This is a genomic window from Bradyrhizobium sp. SZCCHNRI1009, from assembly GCF_032487575.1.
In the GTDB taxonomy this organism is placed as follows: domain Bacteria; phylum Pseudomonadota; class Alphaproteobacteria; order Rhizobiales; family Xanthobacteraceae; genus Bradyrhizobium.
The window spans coordinates 93,009-113,172 of the sequence record NZ_JAUEUL010000016.1; the positions used below are offsets into that span (position 1 = coordinate 93,009).

At 61.6% G+C, this 20,164-nt stretch carries 15 protein-coding genes and 1 pseudogene; 3 read left to right on the forward strand and 13 right to left on the reverse strand.

The window, feature by feature from the left end:
* Nucleotides 1–4: 4 nt before the first annotated feature.
* From QX010_RS24075 to QX010_RS24090, 4 genes and pseudogenes are all read right to left on the reverse strand, one after another.
* A pseudogene (locus QX010_RS24075) lies at nucleotides 5–859 on the reverse strand (branched-chain amino acid ABC transporter permease); the annotation flags it as partial.
* 5 nt (nucleotides 860–864) lie between these two features.
* Nucleotides 865–1,590 (reverse strand): ABC transporter ATP-binding protein, encoded by a 726-nt coding sequence (locus tag QX010_RS24080; protein ID WP_410051981.1) that lies wholly within the window; start codon nucleotides 1,588–1,590, stop codon nucleotides 865–867.
* A complete protein-coding gene (locus QX010_RS24085) occupies nucleotides 1,583–2,392 on the reverse strand; it encodes an ABC transporter ATP-binding protein (RefSeq protein ID WP_316182302.1) in 810 nt (269 codons plus the stop codon). Before QX010_RS24085 ends, QX010_RS24080 begins: the two co-directional genes overlap by 8 nt.
* 2 nt (nucleotides 2,393–2,394) lie before the next feature.
* A complete protein-coding gene (locus QX010_RS24090) occupies nucleotides 2,395–3,603 on the reverse strand; it encodes an ABC transporter substrate-binding protein (RefSeq protein ID WP_316182340.1) in 1,209 nt (402 codons plus the stop codon).
* Between the two features lie 157 nt (nucleotides 3,604–3,760).
* On the opposite strand from QX010_RS24090, the gene QX010_RS24095 reads away from it, so the two are divergent.
* Nucleotides 3,761–4,747 carry a sugar-binding transcriptional regulator gene (locus tag QX010_RS24095; protein WP_316182303.1) on the forward strand — a complete coding sequence of 329 codons (987 nt, stop codon included), beginning with the start codon at nucleotides 3,761–3,763 and terminating at the stop codon, nucleotides 4,745–4,747.
* An 89-nt stretch (nucleotides 4,748–4,836) separates the two neighbouring features.
* Here QX010_RS24095 and phnY read toward each other — a convergent pair whose 3' ends face one another.
* The 5 genes from phnY to aepX form a co-directional block, all read right to left on the reverse strand.
* Nucleotides 4,837–6,279, reverse strand: coding sequence for a phosphonoacetaldehyde dehydrogenase (gene phnY / locus QX010_RS24100; protein ID WP_316182305.1), 1,443 nt, complete (start codon nucleotides 6,277–6,279; stop codon nucleotides 4,837–4,839).
* Nucleotides 6,280–6,294: 15 nt separating this feature from the next.
* A complete protein-coding gene (locus QX010_RS24105) occupies nucleotides 6,295–7,281 on the reverse strand; it encodes a DMT family transporter (RefSeq protein WP_316182307.1) in 987 nt (328 codons plus the stop codon).
* 15 nt (nucleotides 7,282–7,296) lie between these two features.
* On the reverse strand, nucleotides 7,297–8,439 hold the full coding sequence (aepY, locus tag QX010_RS24110) for a phosphonopyruvate decarboxylase (protein WP_316182309.1): 1,143 nt from the start codon (nucleotides 8,437–8,439) through the stop codon (nucleotides 7,297–7,299).
* A 70-nt stretch (nucleotides 8,440–8,509) separates the two neighbouring features.
* A complete protein-coding gene (locus QX010_RS24115) occupies nucleotides 8,510–9,589 on the reverse strand; it encodes a methyltransferase (RefSeq protein WP_316182311.1) in 1,080 nt (359 codons plus the stop codon).
* Nucleotides 9,590–9,627: 38 nt separating this feature from the next.
* Entirely contained in the window at nucleotides 9,628–10,575 is a 948-nt protein-coding gene (aepX, locus tag QX010_RS24120) for a phosphoenolpyruvate mutase (RefSeq protein ID WP_316182312.1), read from the reverse strand.
* Nucleotides 10,576–10,923: 348 nt separating this feature from the next.
* On the opposite strand from aepX, the gene QX010_RS24125 reads away from it, so the two are divergent.
* Together QX010_RS24125 and QX010_RS24130 are read left to right on the forward strand one after the other, a co-directional pair.
* Entirely contained in the window at nucleotides 10,924–11,844 is a 921-nt protein-coding gene (locus QX010_RS24125) for a hypothetical protein (protein WP_316182314.1), read from the forward strand.
* Between the two features lie 747 nt (nucleotides 11,845–12,591).
* Nucleotides 12,592–13,041 carry a hypothetical protein gene (locus QX010_RS24130; protein ID WP_316182316.1) on the forward strand — a complete coding sequence of 150 codons (450 nt, stop codon included), beginning with the start codon at nucleotides 12,592–12,594 and terminating at the stop codon, nucleotides 13,039–13,041.
* Between the two features lie 125 nt (nucleotides 13,042–13,166).
* Here the strand turns inward: QX010_RS24130 and QX010_RS24135 are convergent, their stop codons facing one another.
* The 4 genes from QX010_RS24135 to QX010_RS24150 all read right to left on the reverse strand — a co-directional run bounded on the left by QX010_RS24135 (nucleotide 13,167) and on the right by QX010_RS24150 (nucleotide 18,130).
* Nucleotides 13,167–13,949 carry a class I SAM-dependent methyltransferase gene (locus tag QX010_RS24135; protein WP_316182318.1) on the reverse strand — a complete coding sequence of 261 codons (783 nt, stop codon included), beginning with the start codon at nucleotides 13,947–13,949 and terminating at the stop codon, nucleotides 13,167–13,169.
* 172 nt (nucleotides 13,950–14,121) lie between these two features.
* Nucleotides 14,122–14,964 (reverse strand): GntR family transcriptional regulator, encoded by an 843-nt coding sequence (locus tag QX010_RS24140; protein WP_316182319.1) that lies wholly within the window; start codon nucleotides 14,962–14,964, stop codon nucleotides 14,122–14,124.
* A gap of 60 nt (nucleotides 14,965–15,024) precedes the next feature.
* Nucleotides 15,025–15,957: an ABC transporter substrate-binding protein gene (locus tag QX010_RS24145; protein ID WP_315801412.1), complete on the reverse strand. Its 933-nt coding sequence runs from the start codon at nucleotides 15,955–15,957 to the stop codon at nucleotides 15,025–15,027.
* A 1,225-nt stretch (nucleotides 15,958–17,182) separates the two neighbouring features.
* Nucleotides 17,183–18,130, reverse strand: a complete 948-nt coding sequence (locus QX010_RS24150) for a GDP-L-fucose synthase (protein ID WP_315716394.1) — start codon at nucleotides 18,128–18,130, stop codon at nucleotides 17,183–17,185.
* Between the last annotated feature and the right edge of the window lie 2,034 nt (nucleotides 18,131–20,164).

Consider the following 20,164-nt stretch of genomic DNA (forward strand, 5'->3'; position numbering starts at 1 on the left):
CGATGCCGAACAGGCCCTGCGGCCGGACCGACAGGACGATGCACATGAAAGCGAAGATCATGACATTGGCCGCTTGCGGGAACACCGCCAGTGTCGCGCTCTCGAGCAATGCCAGGCAGTAGGCCGCCAGGATTGTTCCTCCGAGGGAGCCCATCCCGCCGATCACAATGATGGCAAAGACAACAAGCAGGACGTCGGACCCCATCAACGGACTCACCTGATAGATCGGCGCCGCAAGAGCGCCGGCGAGGCCCGCAAGAGCCGCGCCCAGCCCAAAGGTTGCCGTCATCACCGCAGGAATCGGGACGCCCAGCGCTTCGGCCATCTTGGCGTTCTCGGAAGCCGCCCGAAGCGTCGCTCCAGCCTTTGTTCGTGCGATCGCGATCCACACCCCAAGGCAAACAATAAAGGCGACCATGACGACCCACAGCCGGTAGACGGGGAATACTGCAAAGCCGAGATCGACCACGTCCGACAGCCAGGCGGGCGTCGTGAAGGGCAGTCCCGTAGAGCCGAAGATGACCTGAAATCCGCCCTGGATCGCGGTTGCGAGTCCGAAGCTCAGCATGAATCCATAGAGCGGATCGAGACTGTAGGTCCGCCGCAATAAGAGGCGCTCCAGCACCATCCCGGTCGATCCAACCAGAACGGCAGCCGCACACAGGCCCACGAGATAGGGAAGACCAAGGCGCGCAACGGCCGCCCACGCGGCAAATGCACCCATCATGTAGAGCGCGCCGTGAGCCATGTTGAGGATGTTCAAGAGCCCGAAGATCAATGCGAGGCCGAGGCAGAGCAGGGCATAGAACGATCCATTGACCAGACCGATCGTGAGATAGGAGAGAACGAGGTTTGACATAAGTTTCACACGGCAACGTATTTGGAGAGGCGCGCTTCGATGCGCTCGGCCTCGCAGGTCGGGCAATTGTCGACAACCAGTCCGTTCTCGATTGCAACAACCCGGTCAGCGACGCCCAGCACGAAAGCGAGGTTCTGCTCGACCAGCAGGATGGTGTAGCCGCGCTGCTTGAGCGCGGTGATCGCCTGTTCGATCTGGTGGATGATGATGGGTGCCAGCCCCTCCGTCGGCTCGTCCAGCAGCAGAGTCCGGGCACCGGATCGCAGGATCCGCCCGATCGCCAGCATCTGTTGTTCGCCGCCGCTCAGCTGCCCGCCGAGATGGCGGGTCCGCGACCTGAGATTCGGAAACAGTTCGAAGATCTCATCATCACTCATGCCGGAGCCGCCCAGCGTGGGCGATAGCGCCATGTTCTCGGCCACGGTGAGGCTGGCGAAGATCCCTCGCTCTTCCGGACAGTAGCCGAGACCAAGATGCGCGCGCTCCGATGGACGCAGCGAACGCACCTCTCGCCCCTGCACCAGCACTTGCCCCGACTGCCGCTGCAACAGGCCCATGATGGCGCGCAGGATGGTGCTCTTGCCGGCGCCGTTGCGGCCCAGCAGCACGACGACCTCACCCTCCGATACGGTGAAGTCGATCCCGAACAGCGCCTGGACCTCGCCATACCAGGCCTTGAGGTTGGATATCGCAAGGGGAAGGCCTGCTTCGCTTCGTTCCGGATCAAGCATCAGCGGCTGCACCCAGATAGGCGGCGCGGACGCGGTGGTCGCGCGCAACGTCCTGATAGGATCCGTCGCTCAGAACGGCCCCGTTCGCCAGGACGGTGACGTGGTTCGCGAGCCGCTCGACGACCTTGAGATTGTGTTCAACCAGCAGGACGCAGCAATCCTGCGCTGCGTCGGCAATCATGTCGACGACTGGACCGATGTCTTCCCGGCCGAGCCCCGACATCGGCTCGTCGAGAAGCAGGAGGCGAGGTCTGAGGGCGAGCGTGGTTGCAATTTCGAGCAGGCGCCGCCGGCCATAGGAGAGTTCACGCGCCTGCCTGCGTCGGTCGGAGATCAGGCCAGCTCGTGCGAGCAGAGTCTCGTTGTGAGGGGCGAGATCGCCTCTGACGCGGCGGCGCAACAGCCGGAGTGGTGGGCTGGCATGGGCCTGCGCCACCAACATGTTCTCCTCGACCGACAACTCGGGAAATACCGCGCAGATCTGGAAAGATCGGGCCAGCCCGAGCCTGGCCAGCCGATTGGCAGGCCAGGCCGTGACGTCGCGTCCAAACAGTTCGATCTGGCCGCGGGTGGGCTTGATGAAGCCGCTGATCGCGTTGAACAGCGTGGATTTGCCTGCTCCGTTGGGACCGATCACCGCGTGAATGCAGCCTTCCCGAAGGTCGAGCGACACCTCGTTCAAGGCGACGAAGTCCTTGAACTGAACCGTCAGAGCACGAACCTTCAGCACGGGATTGGTCGGCAGCGGAGCAGAGACAGCTCTCGGATCTTCGAAAGCCTGGAGCGAGGCGCTGGCTACCATGTCTATTGCGCCTTGGCCGCCTGCGAGCCGCAGCCGGATGCCGACGCGGGACGGAATGCCGCGTTCGCAGGAACCGTGGCCGTGCGGACGTAGAAGTCCCACGGCTCCTTGCTTTCGGCAGGCGCCTTCACGCGATAGACGCCGATCTCATAGGTCACCCGTCCATTCGCCTGAATGTGCGCTTCGCGGCCGAAGCGGTCGACCGGCAGCTGCCGCATCTGGTCGTTGACAGAAGCGGCGTCGTCGCTGTGCCCTGCCCGTGCGGCCTTCAAATAGTGCAGGACGCTGACATAGACGCCGGCCTGCTCACGCGTTGGCATCCGTCCGTGGGCGGCAAAAAACCGCCGGGCGAATGCGCGCGTCGCATCATTGTCGTTCCAGTAGAAGCCGGTGCTGATGATCAGGTTCTGCGCCGTCTCCAGACCGATACTGTTGATATCCGTCACGAAGGCATGCAGCGCGGCCAGCTTCTGCCCGGCCCGCCCTATCCCGAATTGGCCGGCTTGCTTGATGGCGTTGACGGTGTCGGCGCCGGCGCTGGCAAGCGCGATCACCTCGGCGGAGGAGCTGCGGGCCCTCACCAGGAGAGTGGAAAAGTCGGCGGTGCCGAGCGGATGGCGAGCGCTGCCGATCACCTTGCCGCCGCGCTCGTCCACGACCTGTTGCGCCGCTCCCTCCAGATCATGGCCGAAGGAATAATCCGCGGTGAGGAAGAACCAGCTCTTCAAGCCCTGGTCGAGTAGCGACGCCGCAGTGCCGCGGGCCAGCGCATAGGTGTCGTCGGTCCAGTGCGTGACATAGGGCGAACAATAGCGGCCCGTGATGTCGGTGGAGGCTGCGCCGGAAATTAGAAGCGAGCGCTTCTTGTCGGTTGCGAGCGGGATCAGTCCGAAAACCACGCCCGAATGCGGCAGATCGACGATGGCATCGACGCCGCGCCGGTCAAACCATTCGCGGGCGATGCCGGATGCGATGTCCGGCTTGTTCTGATGATCTGCCGTGATGATCTCGATCGGGGTGCCGTCGACGGTTCCCCCGAAATCGGCAACAGCCATCCGGGCCGCGAGGATCGAGCCAGGACCACCAACGTCGGCGACCACGCCGCTCTGATCTCCCATGACGCCGATCACGACCTTGCCGTCCGAGAATTCGGCCAATGCGGCACTCATCGAGACGGACAGAAATGCAACGGACAGCAGTAGGCTTCGCATGGTCAGGCCCCCCATTTTTGGTAGGGGGTACTTAACCCGCTTCGCTGACACATTTGTGACGTGTAAGGTACAAATGGGCTGTCCGGTATGGCAGTTGTCGTAGCGACCGCGACGGGGCACACATGGGTCCTGACCCAAACCCGACTCAGGCTGTGACGTGACCACCTCAAACCTGAAACTGCGCGACGGCGAGACCGACAACGCCGATACGATCCTGGAAGACCGGGTCCTGGTTGCCAGAATATGCTGGTACTACTTCAAGGAAGGGCAGACCCAGGAAGCGATATCGCAGCGGCTGAACATGACGCGGAAGCGCGTCAACCGGATCCTCGGGCTCGCGCGGGAAAGCGGCTTCGTACAGATCACGATCACCGATCCCGCCGGGCAGAGAACGAAACTCGAGGCGGAGCTCGCTGCACGATACGGCTTGACGCAAGCCATCGTGGTCCCAACCCCTATGACCGACCCGGACGTCAGGTCGTTTCTGGGAGCGGCAGCTGCCAACTACGTTGCTGAACAGCTCCCCGCGGATGGCTCGCTTGGGATCACCTGGGGAGGGACGATCAACGCAGCCGCCCAGAACCTGCGGCCGCGTCAGGGTCAGAACACCAAGGTCGTCCTGCTCTGCGGCGGATTGGCGGAAAGCGCGCCGATCAATCCGTACGACAACGCTGCGATGATCGCTCGCGCACTTGGAGCCCGCTGCTATTATCTCACCGCGCCCATGTTCGTCGACGACGCGGCCTTCCGAAACCTGATCGTGGACAGCGAGCCGGTTCGCTCCGTGCTGGCCATGGTGCCAAGTCTGGACATGGCCCTCTTGAGCGCGATCGACCTTTCCGAGCAGTCCAAGGTGCTCGAATACAACGTCATCTCGCGCAAGACCTGGACATCGCTGCGAGCGGCCGGTGCGGTCGGAGACATTTGCGGCCACTACCTCGATCGCGGTGGCAAACGGGTGGATCATCCGCTGTCGCGGCGGACCATCAATCCGCCCTGGGAGCATATTCATCGGATCAAGCACCGGGTTCTGGCAGCGGGAGGACTGCAGAAGGTCGCGATCATTCGCGCCGCGCTCCTCGCCAGGCTCTGTCATGTTCTCGTGACTGATGAAAATGCGGCGGAGAAGCTGCTGGTCGACTAGGTGGGCATTGCATGCGCAGCCGCTTCGTTCCTGGCGCGGCGGCTCGACCGCTTACTCGCTCGGTGGCAGCCGGCGAGCAGGTCGAGGCCCTAGACCGGCCAGGGCAGGGAGTAGGTTTTCACCTGCGTGAAGCTGCGCATCGCCTCCAGGATGCCCTCCTTGTGACCGAGGCCGGACTGCTTGATGCCTCCGAACGGAGTGAGTTCGGTGCGATAGCCGGGAACTTCCCACACATTGACGGAGCCGACCGCGAGGCCCTCGATGAGCCTCGTGACGTGATCGAGGCGGTTGGAGCAGACGGCGGCGGAAAGTCCGAACTTGGTGGCGTTCGCAATCCTGATGATCTCGTCGATATCATTGTTGCATCGGATGATCGGCAGAACCGGGCCGAACGTCTCCTCGGCAACGAGCTCGCAAGCGGGCGAGACATGATCGAGCAGGGTGGGAGGATAAAAGGCGCCGCGAGGTTCACCGCCGAGCAGAAGCCTGGCACCTGCCGCGACCGCACCGGCCACGCGTCTGGCAATCAGCTGAGCTGCGTCTTCGCTGATGACGGTGCCGAGATCAACGCAAGGATCGCTGGGGTCGCCTGTTGAGAGCTGCTGCATGTGGTGCAGGGCACGCTCGGCGAAGTGATCGGCAAGCTCCTCCACGACGAGCGCCCGCTTCACGGCCGTACAGCGTTGACCGGAATGTCTGACTGCGCCCTGCACGGCCAGATGCGCGGCCCGATCGACGTCCGCATCCGAAAGGACGATGAACGGATCGTTCCCACCCAGTTCGAGGACGAGCCGCCGGTAACCTGCCCGTTCCGCGATCTGGTGCCCGACGCGAACCGACCCCGTGAATGTCACGAGCTCGGCGTCCTCATCGGTGAACACGCAATCTCCAAGATCGCGCGGCGTTCCGGTCACGATCGAGAGCATGCCCTCCGGCAAGCCTTGTTCGCGGAGGATCCTGCCCAGCGCAAGTGCCGTCAGGGGCGTCTGCTCCGACGGCTTGAGCACCACGCGGTTGTTGGTCGCAATTGCCGGCGCCAGCTTGTGGCTGACCAGGTTCAGCGGATGATTGAAGGGGGTGATGGCCGCGATGACCCCCGCGAGCGGCGTACGCATTGAAAAAATGCGCCGCTGATGAGGGGTTCCGCCGATGTCGCCAGGGTAGATCTCGCCATCAGCTTGAATCAGCGCATGGCCGGCAAACGACCAGACGTCGCAGGCGCGCCTGGTTTCATGCAGGGAGTCCCTCAGACAGAGACCGGTCTCGGCGGTTATGAGTTGTGCGAGCCGGTCCTGATCTCTTGCGATCGCGCGCGCCGTGCCGAGCAGGATATCGGACCTTTCGCGGCGGCTCAGCTTCGGGCGGAAGCGCGCGGCCGCCGCGAATGCAGCCCGTATTTGACGTGGCTCTGCCTGCGGCACCGTCCCGACGAGCGCGCCGGAAAAGGGATTCCTGACTTCAATGACGCGATCTGCGTCTGCTGATGCTCCAGCCAGGAGCATCGGCTGGTAGATCGGCTCAATAGCGTCCATGTATGGCTCCTCAACTCAAAGGCTGCGCCGGCTGACGCTTGCTTGCGGCTTGTCGGCCTCGTCGATCTGGCTGAAAGGCGCTCTGGCCGGCTTGTTGCGCGAAGGCCGCTCTTCGCGTTGCCAGATCACGACCGTGACGCCCATGATGATCAGCAGGCAGGCAAGAACCGTGCGCAACGCGAGCTCCTCCCCCTGCAGGATGAGAGCTGAGATCAGCGCGACGACGGGAATGAGAACGAGGCTCTGAGATGCGATCCGCGCCGGAATTGAAGCCAACGCATAGTACCAGGCAACGAATGCGAGGCCGGTCGCTACGATACAGTTGAACGCGATCGGGAAGGCGAGAGCTGAAAGGCGCTTGACCTCGAAATGCGGCTCGAGGACGGCTGAGGCCGTCATGACCGCCATCCCTGCCGCTGCAAGCTGGAATGTGGTCCGGCTCCAGACGTCGATATCGCTGTGAGCTCGGTTGGCGAGCCACGTTCCCAAGGCCCAGCAGATGGCCGCAATCAGCAGCAGGGCAACCCCTTCCGCGTTGTCGAAAGTCATTGCCGCAGCCATAGGCCCGAGGCCATTGGCGCTCAACAACATGATTCCACCAAGCCCGCTCCCGATCGCTGCAAGCTCGAAGCCGGTCTGCCGCCTTCCGTCCAAAACCCACTCAATGATCGCAAGCCAGAGCGGCATCGTATAGAAAATGAGAGCACTTCGGCCGACGTCCAGATATTGGAGCCCAACAAGGCTCAGGCCCAGCCCGCAGGCCATCTGCAGCATGCCCACGGCAAGCAGGTTGAGCCGTCCGCGATCGCCGATGCGGAGCTGATACCCCAAGGCAAGGCGCGCCACCGCGATCGCCACCGCGCCGCCGAGAAGACGCAGTCCTGTAAAGAACAGGGGCGGCGCGATCTGCAGCGCGTCCTTGATGACGAGCCAGTTCATACCCCAGATCAGGATCACGAAGATCAGGCAGAGGGCTGCCGAAGCAGACGTCTTGCGGACCATCACATCGTTTCCCCTTTAGCCGGCAGCTGAAGGTTCAAGAACGTAGCGCCCCATGGCGTCCTGGAATCGGCGCTTGTTCCCGACAGGCGTATGGCGGGTGGTCACGCGCGGAAGCGTTGCGGGATGGGAACGATTGATCTTGCAAAGCAGGAAATGCGGACCCCGCGTCGTCGCAAAGTGCTCCATTGCTTTCAGGATATCCCCGGCTTCAGCACAACGCACCGACGAGCGATAGCCGCAGGCGGATGCGACAAGATCCAAGGACGAGCTTCGTGACGTCGAGGCCTGGCCACCGGTGGATGCGTAGCTTTCATTGTCGAGCACGACGTGGATGAGGTTCTGGGGTTGGGTGTGGCCAATCGTGGACATGACTCCCATGTGCATCAGCGCGCCGCCGTCGCCATCCAGTGCGAGCACGGGACGGTTGGGCATGGCGATGGCGAGGCCTGCCGCCAATGCGCTGCAGTGCCCGAGCGAGCCCTGCATGTAGAAATTCTCGGGACGATCGTTGACCCGGAAGAGCTCTCTCGTGATGAATCCGGTCGTCGAGACGATCGACGTGGTCGGATCGAGCCGCTCGCAGATCAGTTCGATCGCCTCTCCCGCGCTGAGCGGGTAATCGAGCGGTGCGTCAGGGGTCGCCCCTGCGGCGCTCGGCGTGAGCTGGCCCTTTCGCAACAGCACAGCAAAAGGTGCCTCCTGCCGATGCGCTTCAGCGGCGCGGACGAGAAGCCGATCCAGTCCGCCCGTCGTTCCGTCGAACTCGTCCCAGTCGATGGCGAGCTGATCAAGGATCGCCTTCGTCGCGGCACCCATGAAGATGTGCTGCGGCTCATCTGCGCTCTCGTCGGGATGTCCTCGGACCGAGATCAGCAACAGGACCGGGATCCTGTTGACCATCAACAACGAGGTGAGTGGATTGACGACGTGACCAAGACCGGAGTTTTGCAGCGCGACAACGGCGCGCTGGCCGGACAGCGCGGCGCCGGCGGCGAGCGCCACCGCGCTGCCCTCATTGGCCGCGGGTACGTCGGTCAACGCGCTGCTTTCGGTCGCCCTCTCAAACAGGTCAGCGAAGTGCGAGCACGGAACGCCCGAGAAGAAGGTGTAGCCTGCTGCACTCAATCTCGATAGAAGAACGCTCGTCGGCACGGACATGTCTTTTTGCTCCTGCACAAGGGCATTGGGAGCGGCTCTGCCGCCCCCAATGAATCGACGTCCTGTGACCTCAACTGAGTTTCTTCGCCACGATCAGGCTGCGATTGCAGAGCGATCTGTGGTACTCGACCTGCCCGAATCCGGCCTGTTCGAGCATCCCGCGCATGTCTTCAAAGCTGTAGCAGCAGCCTTCGTAGCCCGTGGTCAGGAGCACCGAATATTCAGCTTCGGCGGCCGGGGCCGGACGCCCGCCGCGATCGTCGGGATGGCAGCTGTAGACAGCAATGCGGCCACCGGGCTGGAGGCTGCCGTGGGACTTGCGCATCAGCAGGCGGACCTTCTCGGGTCCCCAATTGTGAAGAACGTGGGAATAGAGATGAAGGCTTGCATCGCGTGGCAGCGGGTCGACAAACATGTCGCCAGCGACGATACGGACGCGGTCGGGATAGAGACCCCGTGCGATCAGACAGGATCGCGCGAGCTCGTCGACCGGGGGGCGCTCGAAGATGGTCGCGGATAGCCGAGGATATCGCATCAGCAGATGAGCGGAATAGACGCCGGAGCCGCCGCCGATGTCGAGCATGGACGTATCGCCGCTGCAATCGAGCAGGGTAGCGAGATGCGGGGCAAAGATCCGGCCGCGCTCCTCCATGCCGCGCGTGTTGAGGTCCGCGAACTCATCCGTCTGCATCAGATCGTCCCAGCTGGTCGTGTCGCCGCGCGCGACATGCCAGGTGTCGGAGCCGTCGTTCCGCAGGACGTCGTACAGCTCGCGAACCGACGACTTGTACTTCATTGTGGCGATGTAGGAGGCGACATTCTCGTCGGATCGGCTGCTGAGATATCGGACGGCTTCGATGGTGGCGTGAAGTTTTCCGCCCTCGCGATCAATCAGGCCCCAGGATTCGAAAAGCCTGATCATTGTACGTGTCGGCCGGTCACGAAGCGAGAAATGCTCCCGCAGTTCGTCTTCAGAGACGGGGTGACCGTCCAGATAGGTGAACAGGTCGAGCCAGGACACCGCTGCAATGTAGAGGTCGGCGGCGTATGAGCCGTCCCGCCACTTGATGACCTGGGCAATGTCGGGGCGGTCGACCTGTGAGACATCGGTCGGCGTGTCGATGCGAGATGCGAGTGCAGTCGGGGTCATGGGTCTGATCCTTTACGAGAACGGCATGAGTTGTTCGGCTAGTCTGGCTGGCCTGGCGCGGCATTGACGGGCAGGTATCGGGCCTCGGCGCGCGCCAGCTCGTCGTAGTGAAACAGCGAGAAGACATCCTCGAGGGTCGCGACCTCAGCCTCGATCCCCGCGATGCTCTGCTCGGTGATGATGCGCTGGCAGACATTGCGCATCGCGCTTGTCGCGGCGCGCATCGAGTGATTGGCCCAGATCACGGTCGAGATGCCGGCAGCACGAAAAGCGGACGCGGGAGTCCGATAGTATTTCGTTGGGACGATCACGACAGGGAGGCGGTTCTGCCAACCATTGGCGAAGGCGAAGATCTCGTCCGCCGTGCTCTTCCGGGAATGGATGAGAATGGCGTCCGCTCCGGCGTCCGCATAGGCGTGAGCGCGGTGAAGGGCCTCGTCCATGCCATGGCCGGCGATCAAGGCCTCGATGCGGGCGACGAGGACGAGTTCGTCTCCAACCGCATCCTTCACGGCACGCAGACGCCCGGAGAATTCGCCGGCAGCGGCGAGCGGATGACGATCGCCGACGAACGAGTTCATCTTCGGAAACTGCTTGTCTTCCAAGGCCACACCGGCGGCACCCCGCTGACGGAGCTTGTGGGCCAGAATGCGCGCATTGTTGAAATTGCCGAAGCCGCTGTCACCGTCGACGAGAACCGGGAGATCAGTCGAATCGACCATGCGTTCGACGACGTCGATGAGCTGGGTCCAGGACGCTTCACTTGCATCGCGATAGCCGAGAGAGCAGGCGATCGACAGGCCGGATGCCCATAGACCCTTGAAGCCGGCGCGCTCGGCGACAGCGCTTGAGAGCCCATCATGGGCCTCCATCAGAAAGCTCAGATCTCGATTGCAGCAGATCTGCTCGCGGAGCGCTGCGGCGCGAGTGGCGAGCTCCGGACGATGATCTGCAGCGTGACGAATCGATTGCGGTCGCGTGAGCATGCAAGGTCTCCCTTCCCCGTGCGGGTCTGTTATCAACCACTAGTTGACAATTTTGCGATGCCCGGATCAATTACTAACTCTGGTAGTCACACCAGTGCATAGGTTCCGGTGGGGAGGGGCGAGGGAGACGATCTCGCACAAGGGCGAGCACTGCCGGCGAGCTGGCCCGGGTTCGTGCCGGCAAGGGGGCCGCGGCCCTGCCGTGGCCGCTTGCGCCGCCGGGAAAGTCGCGTGCCTGGAGGGAGGGCGATGGCCGGCCGCTACCTAAGCTTGTAGTAGCGGCGCGGACCGATATGCGTTCAACTGGTTGCTTCGTTTGGCATCCGGATCCGCCGTTCCGCGGATCTGATGACGATACATCAATGGGCGCCAGAGACGCCGGCGCGCTGGCGCGTTCGTGTTGAAGATGGCGTGGATCCGATGACAACCATCCTTCTGGACGACCATGGGCGGGCTTGGGATGCTCATTCGCCTGTTTTGCGGAGATTCCTGCAATGCCCGGTGTCAGATTTTGATTTGTCGTCCTATGTGGTCGACAATCTGGGATTCGTCGCTGTCACCATGATCGACAGCCGATCGGCCCGGATCCGGCTCAGGCCGAGGACCGCCTGCGGGATCAGCATCGCTTCGGCGCTATATTTCATCGCGGATAGGGCCGTGGAGCGAATCATCGTTGTGAAAACGGGCGATGAAGTTGTCGAGCGAATGTTCCCGAGGGTCGGCCAGGCGATGACCTATATCGGGGATGAGGTTGCGCGAGCCCGCCTGCATCTGTCGCCGGTGTTCAGAAGCCGTGAGTTGCCCATCACTGCGCTTGCCAAAGAGGCAGAGCCTCTTGCGGTCCTGTTCATGCGATGGCTCGAATGTGATCAGGGCCGCGACAATACCGAACTGAAGGGCCTCCTCGATCTACACTCGCTGCAGCGCTTCGTCATCATCGAGCCTGTCGACGGCCGGCTTATTTTCGCTGACATCGGCTCGGGGTTTGAAAGCTTCGGCAGAACCTGGCAACAGCATGCGCCGGGATTGCCGCTCGAGGAGCAGCCGGACTATCATTACGGCCAATGGGTCCGTGGCGTTTACGACCATGTGCTTCGTACAGGCAAGCCGCTCTTCGACGACGTTGACGCCGTCATCCGGCGCCCGCACCGAAATGACAGGTTGCGGGTGCACTACAGGCGCCTCATCCTTCCCTGCGGTTCGACTGGCTCCAGACCAGCTCGGCTTGTCGGTGCGTCGCTCGTCGAGAACGTTGCACTAACCCCTTGATAGCTGCGCCATGCAGTAAGAGGATGATTGATGCACCCCAGATGGCGAGTGGCTGAGTGCCGTCTTGCGAGCTTTCCGGCTGTTGAGCGGCCCGCTTGCAATGCATCAATTGTCTTGAAACCTGGCAGTTCGTGCTTGGGTCCGCAGCAACGCGACGCGGCATGCCTCGGCTCAATTCAGGCGCGACATGTCGCAGCCGTCTGCTCAACCGGAGCCTTTGATTGCGCCGTCCCATGATATGATAGAGGCGTTCAGCGCCGTGCCAAGTGAGGCGAACAGGCGTTGGCTACTCGCGTAAGACGGGTAGTGATGATGGTGGCACGCAGCAATAGGCCGCACTGCGGACGCCGGACGAGCTTTCTGGCCAGTGACTCCGCCGCTGGTGTAGCACCACCAATTTCGGTAGCTCGCCAAGCGCAGGCTTGCGTGGCATGAGTGGGCCAAGCTGGCCGAGCGCAACCTCTCTCATGTCGGCACGTCGCGTGAAATGAGCCGGCGTCAAAGACAACGCCGTTTCCTGCGTCGCGATGCGAGCTCTCCGCATTGCGTCGTGACGGGACTCTGGCAGTCTAGGACCTATTGATTACGGCCTGAAACAGATATTGTATTGATGTTGATACGACTGGGCGATATCGTCTCACGTCGAGAAGGAGAGGCGGACTTTGTCCGCTGGGTGCAGGTCGATCCCTTGCAACCGATCGGCTGTCGGCGACCTTCCACCGACCGTTTTCGGCCTGGAGTTCGGTGATGTCTCTTGATGAAACCCTGCGGATATTGGCAACCGTCGAGCCAGGTGGTCTGACGCTCGATGAGCAAGCCATCGAAAGCAATCCCGACGCCGTGCTCGTTGCCCTCGGACGCAGCTTTGAAGCGCTCTCCGCAGAACTCGCAACTCTCCAGCAGCAAGATGCGCAATCAGCTGCGGCCATGTGGGATGCAAAATCGCAGATCTCCGCCGTGGTGGTGCCCGGTGTAGAGCGCATCGAAGCGGTCCTGAGCTCGCTTGACCCGATTGAACGCGCCATCATGGCGATTCCGGCCAGAACGGTCGTCGGTCTGGGGGTAAAGGCGCGACATGCTGCACATGTGCTCTCAAATTACTGGGCGGATGTCCCCGAGAGGCTCGACTGGGATGCCCGGACCGTGCGGCATCTGATCGAATCCGCTTGTTCAGTCGCCGGTGTAGAGCTGAGCTGAGGTCTTTGCCGGCGGGCCGTCTTCGTCATGGCGCGGTGCGATGGCCCGTGGCGAGGGGCGTGTGCCGGCGCTCTCGCCCCTATGGGCGGCCAAGTAGGTCGATTGAGCAGCGAAGCTTGTGAGCCTCAGCGGCGCTGTGCAATGAGGACCTGGGATTCAATGACTTCTACGACGCCGCCGGCGGTTGCGAATGGCGACATCTCCATCGTCAATTCCTGCGCGAGCTGACCTGAGAGAGTGCCCAGCTGTTCAGGGGAGGAGGTCGACATCGATAGTGCGCGGTCGATCAGGCGCGCGACAGGCACGAGACGCTGCTCAATGACACCAATTCTGGTGAGCTGGCCGAAGCGCGACTCCAGCAGGATCGGTTCGTGACGTAGGCGCTCGGGTGCGAAACCGACACTCTTGTTGGTGAAGCGATCGACGACGTCCGAGTAACGCTTGTACCAGGCGTTCTGTGGGACATCGGGACGTACGTCATTGAACAGCAGGACTGCGCCGTCCTCCTCGATCAATGGATCGAGCTTTCGCAGCGTATCGGCGCGATCCATCCAATGAAAGGCGCGTCCAATCGCCACGGCGCGAAAGCGGCCGAGCTGCGGGCTGAGGTCGAACGAGCTGCCTTCGATCAGTTCGATCTCAACGGCCGCCGCGTTGGCGATCGCCTGAGCAGCCTCCAGCATGGCAGGCTCCGGATCTATTCCGATGACCTTGCCGACCAGGGGCGCAAACGCGATGCCGAGCCAGCCTGGTCCACAGCCGAGATCCATCAATCGGTGGTCCTTGGTCAGACGAAGGTACTCCGCCACGACTTGGATGAGCGCGGGAGCGTAATTCGGTCGCCCGGCCACGTAGTGAGGGACCGTCGATTGAAAGCGAGGGAATGAAGGGGAAACTGGTTCGGACATCATCTGTATCGTTCGGCCGCCGTGCAGAGGCTCATGTCTTGTGATGCCTCCCGGTGTGGGCCGGTCCGCCCACGGCGCGGCCCCATGAGATCGTGAGCACTTCTCCTTCGCACGCGCACCGAAATGTCAGTTTGGACGGGCCGTGCTCGGGACTTGGCGCGCTTACAGCAGGCTAGAAGTCTTTCAATGGCATGCGAAGCTCGTAGGTTGCAGGTGGAGCCAGCAGCTCGAAGTGCTGAATCGGGCGTCCGGCGCTGTCGAAATGAATGCGCACCACCTTCAAAAGCGGTGCGCCTATCGCGACATTGAGGCGTGCTGCGACAATGGGGTCGGCTGCAGCTGCCGTCACAACCTGCTCGCCAGATGTGAATGTGATGCCGAAGCGCTGCAGAATCGCATAGAGCGACCCTCCTTCCATGTCTTCAGGACCAAATTGTCGTCCGATCGCTTCCGGAATGTAGGTCGTGACCTGCATGATTGGCCAGTCATTCATGTAACGGATGCGAACTGTGCGCTGGAAAAGGTCGCCTGGCTGGGCTTGAAAGTGCTCGCGAACGTGACGAGGGGCCACCTTGAACTCGAACTCGACCACGTGAGCTCGTGTTGTGCGCACGATCTCCCTGTTTCGAGCAGCGAGGTCCATCATCGGCACCGTGAGAGGCTTCGGCTTCGAGAGCTCCCGCACGAACGTGCCGATACCCTGGCGGCGTTCAATCAGTCCGAGCTCATCGAGAGTATCCAGAGCTGCCCGGATCGTCACGCGCGAGACGCCGAAGAGCACAGCCAGATCCGCCTCCGTCGGCAATGCGTCTCCCGGTGCATAACGGCGTTCTGCAATTTCATCCTGTAGAACCAAGAACACCTGATGATGAAGTGGAATGTCGCGCCGCCGTCGTGCAAGGGTCGCGGGCCGTCCTTTTTGGCGCTTGGACTTATCTGTCGGGCGCGATTTGCGCGCTGCCTTCTTGACTGCGGAAGCAGAAGCTTCCGAATGCTGCGGAACTCGGCGCGCCACTACCTAGCCTCGATCCCACAGTGCCGCGGGCGTGTTCATCAACTCGAGCTTTCCGCGGTGCTATTTCGATGCCAGCGTCTGGAGAGCCTTTTCGACGAATCTGTTCGTATACGTCTCTGCCAGATCGACCTTCACGCCACGCAATTGCGGGTCGACCGTCGATAGCACCTGAAGTGCGATGCCTGCGCTGTCGGCGCTGAACCGGCCATCGGGCGAAAACATGTCTCGCGTGCCCCGGATAGAGGCGAGAAAGATGTTTCGATCAGGTTTGGCCCATTCCTCCGGGAGCGCATCGGCGATCTCGTCGACCGACGCGCGATCAATCCACTGCAGGGCGCGCACCATCGCGAGAACAAAGGCCTGGAGCGTATCGGGATTGCGTTCGATGAAGTCTGACCGCGCGTAGATCGTCCCTGACGGATAGAGACCGCCAAAAATGCCGATCGTCCCTTCGTTGGTGCGAGTGTCCGCGACCAGTTGGACGTCACCTGCTGATGTCAGCGCCGTAAGCGCCGGCTCACCCGTGACGACCGCATCGACAGCGCCGTTGCGGATCGCTGCTACCGCACCTGTGCCACCTCCGACACTGACGAAGGAAATGTCGGCCGGAGAGACACCAGCTCGCAAAGCGATGTACTCCACCATGAACTGCGTTTGGGATCCCAGCGCCGTGACCCCGATCTTCATGCCTCTCAGGCTGCTCGGGTCGCGATAGGCCGCAGCCTTCTCCTTTCGCAGGGCCAATGCGAACGTCGGATGCCTGCCAAACAGCACAACCCCGACGATCTTTTGTCCCTTGGCATGCATCTGAATCGTGTGGTCGAAAGCGCCAGCGGTGAGTTCAGCACTTCCTGCCACGAGAGCCTGGAGCGCCTTGGATCCGCCGCTCACGTCAAGAAGCTCCGGGTCGAGGCCCGCATCCTTGAAGAAGCCGAGGCGCTCGGCAAGTGTCACTGGTGCGTATTGTAGAAATGCTTTTCCGCCGATCGTCACTCTGATTCTCGACGTCTCGACGGAATTGCCCGCCCAGGCCAAACTCGTCGAGCCACACAATGCCAATAGCGGAAGCCCGAGAAAACTGCGTCGCTGTAACACTGGTCGGGTCTCGCGAGCATTGGGAGGGAATGTGCCGGTAGTGAACTTTCCTCACGATCGGATCACATTCGAATCATACGAACGATCATCCGCACGAGCAAGGCAAAAGCTCGCCGAGGTTGCACAAGTCGAGTGCAAGCGGAGCGATAATCGTCATAAACTGCGACCAAAAATTGTTGAAAGTAGTTGATCAGCATCAATTATGACCAGCGGGTCGACCGCGCAATTGCGCTGAATCAGTTCGACGTGCTGCGTATGAGCTGGCGACGCTCGCGACTTGCAAAGCACACGTATCAGATATGCATGCCGCGCAGATGCGCAGAGCGGGTGTCATCAGACTGCAGCGGCCGCTGCGACAGTCGACGGGGCAGTTCTGGAAGGCTACCGCCTTCTGTGCCGGACGTGTCAATGGCGGCCGGGTCTCCGCGGTGCATCCACGACCACGAGCCTTGCGGTCGCCGCTCAAAGGTCAACCCTAGATTGAACCGCAAGATCGTGTTCGCGGACTGCAAACGGAGGGGAGCCTGGAGCCTTCCTGAAACAAGGTTGTTGAAAGCGCCGTCTATTGATCCCTCCACAGGCAAATTCAAGGAGCTTTGTCTGCAATGCAGAACCATACGCGAAAGTCTAACGGTCTCGCCGACCTTTGCGACGCTAGCCGGCCGACTTATCCGCCTGACGTTCTCGTTGCCGTCGTCTAAGCTGTCGCCGCAGGTGATGTTCCGGCATCGCTGTTTCGATGGCCAACCCCCACATAGCTGCACGCGCGGGTGCGGCGGGACTCGAGGTCTCAATTGCGCCCGCTGGGGCTCTGCCGATCGAGCCAAACTCTGTAGGCCTGGCCACGGTGGCGCAGGCAGTTCCCTGATAGGCCACGCTTTCCCGCAAAGCGCGCCGCGTCTCGTCGCAGAACAGGGGGCTCGCCGTTATCAACAACAACCGCCGGGCGGAGGAGTGTGAAGCTCTCATGGCAGCCGAGCATTTCATCGAGGCAGAGAATCCGGATTGTTCGCGGCACTACAGGGACCTCGATATCGTCGCTGAGATCGAGGCTTCCGGCAGCTTCGAAGAGATCTAGCGCCGAATGGCCTTTGGTGGACTCGCCCTTGCCAATGATGACTAACTACTGCGTCGCCGCTTCGCGCAGAAATGCCTGGTAGGCGAGCCCGACTCCCACTTCCAGGGAAGTCGTCGCGCGCCAGCCAAGCTCCGTCAGGCGGGAGACGTCGAGAAGCTTGCGTGGTGTGCCATCCGGCCGTGACCGGTCAAAGCTGATGCTGCCCTTGAAGCCTACTACGGCGGCAACCACGCGGGCGAAGTCGGCAATGGTGATATCCTTGCCAGTGCCGATGTTGACCAGCGCGGTGTCGGAATAGGTCTTCATCAGGTGCACGCAGGCATCCGCCATGTCGTCGACATAGAGGAACTCGCGCCGCGGCGTGCCGGTGCCCCAGACCACGACCTCCGGCGCATCCGCGAGCTTGGCCTCATGGAAGCGGCGGATCAGCGCCGCGACGACGTGGCTGTATTCGGGATGATAGTTGTCGCCCGGACCATAGAGATTGGTCGGCATGACGTTGATGAAGTCGGCGCCATATTGGCTGCGATAGGCCTCGACCATCTTGATGCCGGCGATCTTGGCGATCGCATAAGGCTCGTTGGTCGGCTCGAGCGGTCCTGTCAGCATCGCGTTCTCGCGCAGCGGCTGAGGAGCAAGCTTCGGATAGATGCAGGATGAGCCCAGAAACATCAGCTTCTCGGCGCCGTTCACGTGGGCAGCGTGAATGACATTGGTGGCGATGGCGATGTTGTCGTAGATGAACTCCGCGCGCAGCGTATTGTTGGCGACGATGCCGCCGACCTTGGCGGCCGCCAGGACCACGACTTGGGGCTTCGCGCGTGCGAACCATGCGAACACCGCGGCTTGATCGCGCAGATCGAGTTCTCGGTGTGGCACCGTCAGAAGCTCGACGCCCTCGGACGACAAGCGGCGTATCAATGCGCTGCCAGCCATGCCGCGGTGACCTGCGACAAAAACGCGTTTTCCAGAAAGATGAAAGCGGTAGGACACGAGTTACCCTCTGATATGCAGCATCAAAATCGTCTTCGGTCTGATTTTATGGCATAGCAGCACCGGCGATCCAGGTCGATGACGGTGACCGCCCACACATTCCGATTGTGCGGAGCCAGCCTTCGCGTTGCCATGTCTCCAAGGCTTGGACGGGGCGTTCTGCTGCACGGGTCCAACAGCATGACCAGACTCCGGCTGACGATATCCGGACTCCGGGTTGTGTTCGAATGGTGGTTCGGAACACATGGCGCAACGATGCTACCCGACGAGCCTCGCCGCAGCGTCCGGCGCCCGGCTAACGGAACCGTCAACTACGGAACGCTGATCTCCGAGGCAGTGATGCGGCACGAGGTCGCGGCACGCATGACGAACTCTGCAAAGCGTCTTTGCCTGCATGATCGTTGCCAAATGGACGAAGTTCAGAAGTATGGCGGTAGCAAGCAGCAATCTGAATTCTCCGCTGCTCTAAATTCTCGGCTCCAACGGGTCGCAACGACGGCGCTGTCGTCACGAACCGCCAGACGCCATTGGCGTTTGGGGGCACGACGACCCTGCGACGCAATCTTCGAACAGCCGGTGACATTGCGACGATCCGCATCCCACCCTTCTTCTCGCGCGAAGATCGCTTGATGGTCAACGGCTGAATTGGCGTCACGAGATGGTCCGGATCAAGATCGTAGTAGCAGATCTATCGCAAGGCTGCTGGCATCGATGCGCGTGAGACACTGTTCCAACGCAATCGATATCGGCTCACGGAGCCCTCTCGCTCCGTCTGAGCGGCCGCCTTGTCCTGACATGGGCAGGGGCCGTGTAGACGTCAGCAACGTTGCGGTTGGCCAGTTGGCAGTTCTTGCGGGGCCGGGTTCAACAGCTGACGCTGTCTCCGCCTTCGGCCGGCGGGTCTAGAACGCGCCCGTTGCGGGGCGATACACGTTGATCGAGACCCTTCAGTCGATTCCGACGATCGAGTTCGTCGAGGCGGCGGCTCTAACAGGCGGTGCCGAGAATCCACCTTAGCGAGGACGAGAAGGCTAGCTACCAGTAGGAAGCCGGATTCCATCTCAGGCCTGAGCGTGTGGAAGCCCAAAACCAGAACAATGTCGATCAGGACTTACCCAAGCTGAGAACCGCAGGGATGATCGGAGCCGCGACTCCAAACTTGGAGGCTGCATGCACCGAGAAGTTGCAGCGCCTCAATCTGCGTGCCGATCTGGCCTGAGACAGGTTAAGTGTCCTGCTGTACTGGATCGGAGGCGCCATTTTCCGGAGGGGATAAATTTGCACCGCTCTCAACGATGCTATAGCCGCACTCACCGAGCCAATCGAGTACCCGGTCGGCCGTATTGTAGTCCCAACCAGGGTACGACCTCGCGATGATGTCTCTCGGAGAAAGTCGGCGGAGGGCCAACGACGGTTTCGCAGAGTTTCCGACCATTACAAACACCATACTTAATTTGTCTCATTGTTACGCAATTCGGCATTTCTTAACTAGTGAAAAAAATCAACAGTTGAGTCGAAACTGGCATCAGCTGAGCGCCGCTCCTTCGAAATGCGTGAGGCGCAAGTCCGAGCGTCGCGTCGCGTTGCGCGCAAAAGTTGTTTGCAGTTTGTGTGCTTCGTTGTTGACCTCACGAGCTTGTTCAAGCGCGTCGACCATGAAGGTGACAAAGTTCGTCCTTCGGGCGCGAGGGGATGCATGGCCTTGCTGCGCAAGCGGATTTGGCCCGGTGCGTGCGTTGATCAGGCTGGAGGCCGCTCATTGGGGGGCACTCTGAGCCCAACTGTTCGCTGAATTGCCGAGGCGGCGCAGGGCCAATATCCGCCATGAAACCTTCGAGGTCCGGCGGCCGAAGCACGTATCTGTCGACATCGAGGTGGTCGAATGGATGACTTCCAGTTCTGGAATTGCGTCAGATCGGAGAGTTGTGGCCCGCGCAATCACAAGCATCGAAATGCGGCAGGTCGCTGATCGAGCAGCGCTGCTGCTTCTAGCGTCAGCGCAAAGGTCAAAGCAATTTGGGGCCGTGCCGCCAC